Source organism: Dyella japonica DSM 16301 (genome assembly GCF_001010355.1).
GTDB classification, from domain to species: domain Bacteria; phylum Pseudomonadota; class Gammaproteobacteria; order Xanthomonadales; family Rhodanobacteraceae; genus Dyella; species Dyella japonica.
Genome location: NZ_JPLA01000083.1, coordinates 1 through 5,478, shown reverse-complemented (window position 1 = coordinate 5,478; position 5,478 = coordinate 1). Strand labels below are relative to the sequence as shown.

6 protein-coding genes are annotated in these 5,478 nt (G+C 63.3%); 3 read left to right on the top strand and 3 right to left on the bottom strand.

The genetic code is table 11. The features are described from left to right. Both Y882_RS18245 and Y882_RS18240 read right to left on the bottom strand, forming a co-directional pair. Positions 1 to 1,709, bottom strand: a 1,709-nt coding sequence (locus Y882_RS18245; protein ID WP_046973384.1) for an NADPH-dependent 2,4-dienoyl-CoA reductase, incomplete at its 3' end; no start/stop codon positions are given. Positions 1,710 to 1,960: 251 nt separating this feature from the next. After that, positions 1,961 to 2,218 (bottom strand): acyl-CoA-binding protein, encoded by a 258-nt coding sequence (locus Y882_RS18240; RefSeq protein WP_046973383.1) that lies wholly within the window; start codon positions 2,216 to 2,218, stop codon positions 1,961 to 1,963. Between the two features lie 116 nt (positions 2,219 to 2,334). Here Y882_RS18240 and cmk point away from each other — a divergent pair, with 116 nt between their 5' ends. From cmk to Y882_RS18225, 3 genes are all read left to right on the top strand, one after another. After that, positions 2,335 to 3,015, top strand: a complete 681-nt coding sequence (gene cmk, locus Y882_RS18235; protein WP_082121184.1) for a (d)CMP kinase — start codon at positions 2,335 to 2,337, stop codon at positions 3,013 to 3,015. Positions 3,016 to 3,182: 167 nt separating this feature from the next. Then, complete coding sequence (rpsA, locus tag Y882_RS18230; protein WP_046973382.1) at positions 3,183 to 4,856, top strand: 30S ribosomal protein S1; 1,674 nt, start codon at positions 3,183 to 3,185, stop codon at positions 4,854 to 4,856. Between the two features lie 73 nt (positions 4,857 to 4,929). Further along, on the top strand, positions 4,930 to 5,217 hold the full coding sequence (locus Y882_RS18225; RefSeq protein WP_046973381.1) for an integration host factor subunit beta: 288 nt from the start codon (positions 4,930 to 4,932) through the stop codon (positions 5,215 to 5,217). Here the strand turns inward: Y882_RS18225 and Y882_RS20560 are convergent. Then, on the bottom strand, positions 5,198 to 5,478 hold a 281-nt coding region (locus Y882_RS20560), incomplete at its 5' end, for a hypothetical protein (RefSeq protein WP_211259215.1). The genes Y882_RS18225 and Y882_RS20560 overlap by 20 nt on opposite strands.

Below are 5,478 nucleotides of genomic sequence, written 5' to 3'. Positions count from 1 at the left end.
GCGCCCGGGCGTCCTTCCGAGCGTTGCAGCAGCCATACCTGGCGAGCGGGCGCTTCGGGTTGGGCCGGCGCCAGTCCGCCGCGGTTGTCGAGCTGCATGTCCACGCCCCATTCGCGCGTCCAGCGCGCGACATCGAGTGTGGCCGAGGGCGCGTGTTCCACCAGGAATTCCGCCACGTCGAAGCCGATGCCGCCGGCGCCGATGATGGCGACGCGCGGACCCACGGTTTTGTTGTGAGCAAGCACGTCGAGGTAACTCAGTACGCGCGGATCATCGCTGCCGGCGAACTGCACATGGCGCGGCGTGATGCCGGTGGCAACCACCACTTCATCGTGGCCTTCGGCGGCGAGCGTCGCGGCGCTCGCGGCCTGCCCAAGCTTCACTGCCACACCGGCGTCGCCGAGGCGGTGGCGGAAATAACGCAGGGTCTCGTGGAATTCCTCTTTGCCGGGAATTCGCTTCGCATAGTTGAACTGGCCGCCAATTTCACTGGCCTGGTCGATCAAAGTCACCGCGTGGCCGCGTTCGGCCAGCGTGCTGGCGCAGGCGAGGCCCGCGGGGCCGGCACCGACCACCGCAATCTTCTTGCGCAGAGCGGTCGGCTCAATGCGCAACTCGGTTTCATGGCAGGCCCGCGGATTGAGCAGGCAGCTCGCGCGCTGATTCTTGAACACGTGATCGAGACACGCCTGGTTGCAGGCGATGCAAGTGTTGATGCGATCGCTGCTTCCCGCTTTCGCCTTGAGCGCCCACTCGGGGTCCGCCAGCAGCGGTCGGGCCATCGACACCATGTCCGCGTCGCCGCCGGCGAGGATCTGCTCGGCCACCTCCGGCATATTGATGCGGTTGGTGGTGATCAGCGGGATCGACACTTCGCCCTTGAGCTTCCTGGTGACCCACGCAAAGCCCGCGCGCGGCACGCTGGTGACGATGGTGGGAACTCGCGCTTCGTGCCAGCCGATGCCGGTATTGATGATGCTGGCGCCGGCCGCTTCGATCGCCTTGGCGAGCGTAACGATCTCACTCCAGTCCTGGCCATTCTGCACCAGGTCGAGCATCGACAGGCGGTAGATGATGATGAAGTCGCGACCCACCGCCTCACGCGTGCGACGCACGATTTCCACGGGAAAACGCATGCGTTTGGCCGCATCGCCGCCCCAGGCATCGCTGCGCTGGTTGGCATGCGCGGCCAGGAACTGGTTGATCAAATAGCCTTCCGAACCCATCACCTCGATGCCGTCGTAACCGGCATCCTGGGCGAGCTTCGCGCAATGCACGAAGTCGCTGATGGTGCGCTCGACGCCGCGCGCGGAAAGCGCACGCGGCGTGAATGGCGTGATCGGCGATTTGATCTTCGACGGCGCCACCGACAGCGGGTGATAACCGTAGCGCCCCGCATGCAGGATCTGCATGCACAGTTTGCCGCCTTCGCCATGCACTGCCTTGGTCAGCTTGCGATGCCGCGCGACATGCCACGGCATGCTCAGCCTGCCGCCGAACGGCTTCAGCCATCCCTGGATGCTGGGAGCAATGCCGCCGGTCACCATCAGGCCAACACCGCCGCGCGCACGCTCCGCGAAATACGCGGCGAGCTTGTCGTAGTCGCTGGATTTGTCCTCCAGCCCGGTATGCATCGAGCCCATCAGGATGCGGTTGGGCAGGGTGGTGTGCCCGAGGTCGAGCGGGGAGAACAAATGGGGGAAGTTCATACGGACCGCTGGCCTGGTTCAAACGATCGTATGAATGTGCCTGTGGATGGCGTTTGAAAGCAAGGGGCGCGGTGAAGGACGGCCCCGATCACTCACGGTCATCCTCACCGTCATCGCGGCGAAAGCCGGGATGACGGTGAGGGGCAGTCAGATGGTGACGAACTCTTCAACGCAGCGCCAGGAACAGCACTGGATACAGGCATCGGACGAAGCTTGCGCCTAACGCAAAATCTTGGGCGCCGGCCGAAGACTCAGCTCAGCAATTCCTGCACAAACTCGATATACCGCTGCATCGCTTCCTCTTCGGAAACGCCGCGCAGATGGGCCCAGGCCTCGTACTTGGCGGTGCCCACGAAGTCGAAGAAGCCCGGCGGGTCGCCGTGGACGTCGCCTTCGGAGCCTTGCTTGTACAAGGCATAGAGCTTGAGCAGGGTGTCGTTGTCCGGCCGCTGGCCAAGCCGCTGGATATCTTCGGCGGCCTGATCGAATTCGCGGCGCAGATCGGTCATGGTTTCAAGTTGCATGGGTCTGACGGAAAGTAAGATGGCGAGTGGACATCCCGCGTTCCGTGCGAGGACCAACGCGATAGCATAGGCGTTTTCTTTCGTCGCCGTCAGGAGCCCCCATGACTTCATCGCAGTCCGTCCCCGTACTCACCATCGACGGACCCTCGGGGTCGGGCAAGGGCACCATCAGTCGCATGGTCGCTGAGAAGCTGGGCTGGCGGCTGCTGGACTCCGGCGCCCTGTACCGCGCGGTGGGCTATGCGGCGGGCATGGAGGGGCTGGACCTGTCCGACGCCGAGGCGGTGACCCGCTGCGCCCAGACCACCAAGATCCGCTTTGTGGCGGCCACCGACGGCAGCGATACCCGGGTGATGGTCAACGGGCATGACGCCACCGACGAACTGCGCACCGAAACGGCCGGCGGCGCGGCCTCGGCGATCGCCTCGATTCCTTCGGTGCGTCAAGCACTTGTGGACATGCAGCTGGCCTTTCGCAAGGCCCCGGGCCTGGTCGCCGACGGGCGCGACATGGGCACGGTGATCTTCCCCGAGGCCCCGTTCAAGGTGTTCCTCACCGCCAGCGCTGCCGAGCGGGCGAAAAGGCGCTATAAGCAGTTGAAGGAAAAGGGGCTGAGCGTTACACTTGCCACTCTTCAGCGCGAGATCGAGGCGCGCGACGAACGTGATGCGTCACGAACCGTCGCGCCGCTCAAGCCGGCCGCCGATGCGGTTTTCATTGATACCACCGGCATGGGCATCGACGTCGTCGTCGCGAAAGTATTGGCTGTCGTGCAGTCCTGACCAGGGCTGCCGGCGGCTTTTGGCGCCCCTGCCGCGGCAGGGGTCTTGGTCAACGGTGCCAACGGAGCGATCCGGCGACACCCATAACCGGTGGGCCGACTGTCTGTGCGCTATTCATTCCACGGCGCGCATAGGACTTAAGGCCTTTTCTCATTTCTGGAATCAACATGACTGAAAGTTTTGCCGAACTGTTTGAACAGAGCCAACAGGCTATCTCCAAGCTGAAGCCGGGCGCGATCGTCACGGGTATCGTTGTGGAAATCCGCAACGACGTCGTCGTGATCAACGCTGGCCTGAAGAGCGAAGGCATCGTCCCGATCGAGCAGTTCAAGGACGAGAGCGGAGAGCTGGAAGTGCAGGTAGGCGACGAGGTGAAGGTTGCCCTCGACGCCCTGGAAGACGGTTTCGGCGAGACCAAGCTCTCCCGTGAGAAGGCCAAGCGTTCCATGGTTTGGGACGATCTTGAGCAGGCCTTCGACAAGGAAGAGACCATCACCGGCAAGATCTCCGGCAAGGTCAAGGGTGGTTTCACCGTCGACATCAAGGACGTCCGCGCATTCCTGCCGGGCTCGCTGGTCGACGTGCGTCCGGTCCGCGATCCGGTTTACCTGGAAGGCAAGGACCTCGAGTTCAAGATCATCAAGCTCGACCGCAAGCGCAACAACGTTGTGGTGAGCCGCCGCGCCGTCGTCGAGACCGAGTTCTCCGAAGAGCGCGAGAAGCTGCTTGAGCGCCTCACCGAGGGCGCAGTGGTCAAGGGCACCGTCAAGAACCTCACCGACTACGGCGCGTTCGTGGACCTGGGCGGTATCGACGGCCTGCTGCACATCACCGACATGGCGTGGAAGCGCGTGCGTCATCCGTCCGAAGTCGTCAACGTCGGCGACGAGCTGGACGTCCGCGTGCTGAAGTACGACCGCGAGCGCAACCGCGTGTCGCTGGGCCTGAAGCAGCTGGGCGACGACCCGTGGGTCGCCATCGCTCGCCGCTACCCGGTCGGCAGCCGCCTGTTCGGCAAGGTCTCCAACGTCACCGATTACGGTTGCTTCGTTGAGATCGAGCCGGGCGTGGAAGGCCTGGTCCACGTCTCCGAAATGGATTGGACCAACAAGAACGTCAACCCGGCCAAGGTCGTGCAGGTCGGCGACGAGACCGAAGTGATGGTGCTGGACGTGGATGAAGAGCGTCGCCGCATCTCGCTGGGTATCAAGCAGACCCGCTCGAACCCGTGGGAAGCTTTCGCAGCGATGCACAAGAAGAACGACAAGGTGTCCGGTCAGATCAAGTCGATCACCGACTTCGGCATCTTCATCGGTCTGGACGGCGGCATCGACGGTCTGGTTCACCTGTCCGACATCTCCTGGCAGGCATCGGGCGAAGATCTGGTTCGCAACTTCAAGAAGGGCGACGAGATCGAAGCCGTGGTGCTGGCCGTTGATCCGGAGCGCGAGCGCATCTCCCTCGGCATCAAGCAGATGGAGCAGGATCCGTTCGGTCAGTTCATGGCCACCAACCCGCGCGGCACCATCGTCAACGGTACCGTCAAGGAAGTGGACGCCAAGGGCGCCGTGATCGATCTGGGCGAGGGCGTCGAGGGTTACCTGCGCGCCAACGACATCGCCAAGGAGCGCATCGACGATGCCACGCAGCACCTGAAGGTGGGCGACAAGGTCGAAGCCAAGTTCACCGGCATGGACCGTAAGGGCCGCCAGCTGCAGCTGTCGATCCGCGCCAAGGACGAAGAAGAGCTGACCGACGCCATGGCCGAGTACTCGTCCGCTTCCGGCGGCACGACCAAGCTTGGCGCGCTGCTCAAAGAGCAGCTCAACAAGGCTGACTAAGCAATAAGCAAAGCAGGAATGCGGGGCGGCGGTACGCCGCCCCGCGGTTACACGTCACGGACATTGGGGACCCATGACCAAATCCGAATTGATTGAGGCGCTGGCACGGCGTCAGACCCACCTTGCGTTCGCCGACGTGGAGTTGGCGGTCAAGAGCGTGATCGAACAGATGAGCCATGCCCTGTCCAATGGCGAGCGCATCGAAGTCCGAGGCTTCGGCAGCTTCGCGCTGCACTACCGCCCGCCGCGCATGGGACGCAATCCCAAGACCGGCGATGCTGTAGCCCTGCCGGGCAAGCATGTCCCGCATTTCAAGCCGGGCAAGGAATTGCGCGAGCGCGTCAACTTGAATCTGGATTGATCACCCGTTCGACGGGAATCACCACGATCTTCGGAAGGCAGGACGGCGACGAGCCGTTCCTGCCTTCTTTTTTTCCAGCGGGCGGAACAGGAAAAAACGAACGGCGGCCCAATTCTGAAGGTCGGCCGAACAGCCGCCTGTGCCGCTCCACGGCAATCGGGTAAAGTCCTCGTATGCGCCTGATCGTTACGCTGATTCTTCTCCTCTTCATTGCGGCCGGCATCGTCGTCGGAGCGCTCAACGCCGATCTGGTCGGGTATG

Excerpts from the sequence above, each read along its gene's own strand:
- Y882_RS18240 (WP_046973383.1), bottom strand. The coding sequence starts at position 2,218 with ATGACCGATCTGCGCCGCGAATTCGATCAGGCCGCCGAAGATATCCAG.
- cmk (WP_082121184.1), top strand. The coding sequence starts at position 2,335 with ATGACTTCATCGCAGTCCGTCCCCGTACTCACCATCGACGGACCCTCG.
- rpsA (WP_046973382.1), top strand. The coding sequence starts at position 3,183 with ATGACTGAAAGTTTTGCCGAACTGTTTGAACAGAGCCAACAGGCTATC.
- Y882_RS18225 (WP_046973381.1), top strand. The coding sequence starts at position 4,930 with ATGACCAAATCCGAATTGATTGAGGCGCTGGCACGGCGTCAGACCCAC.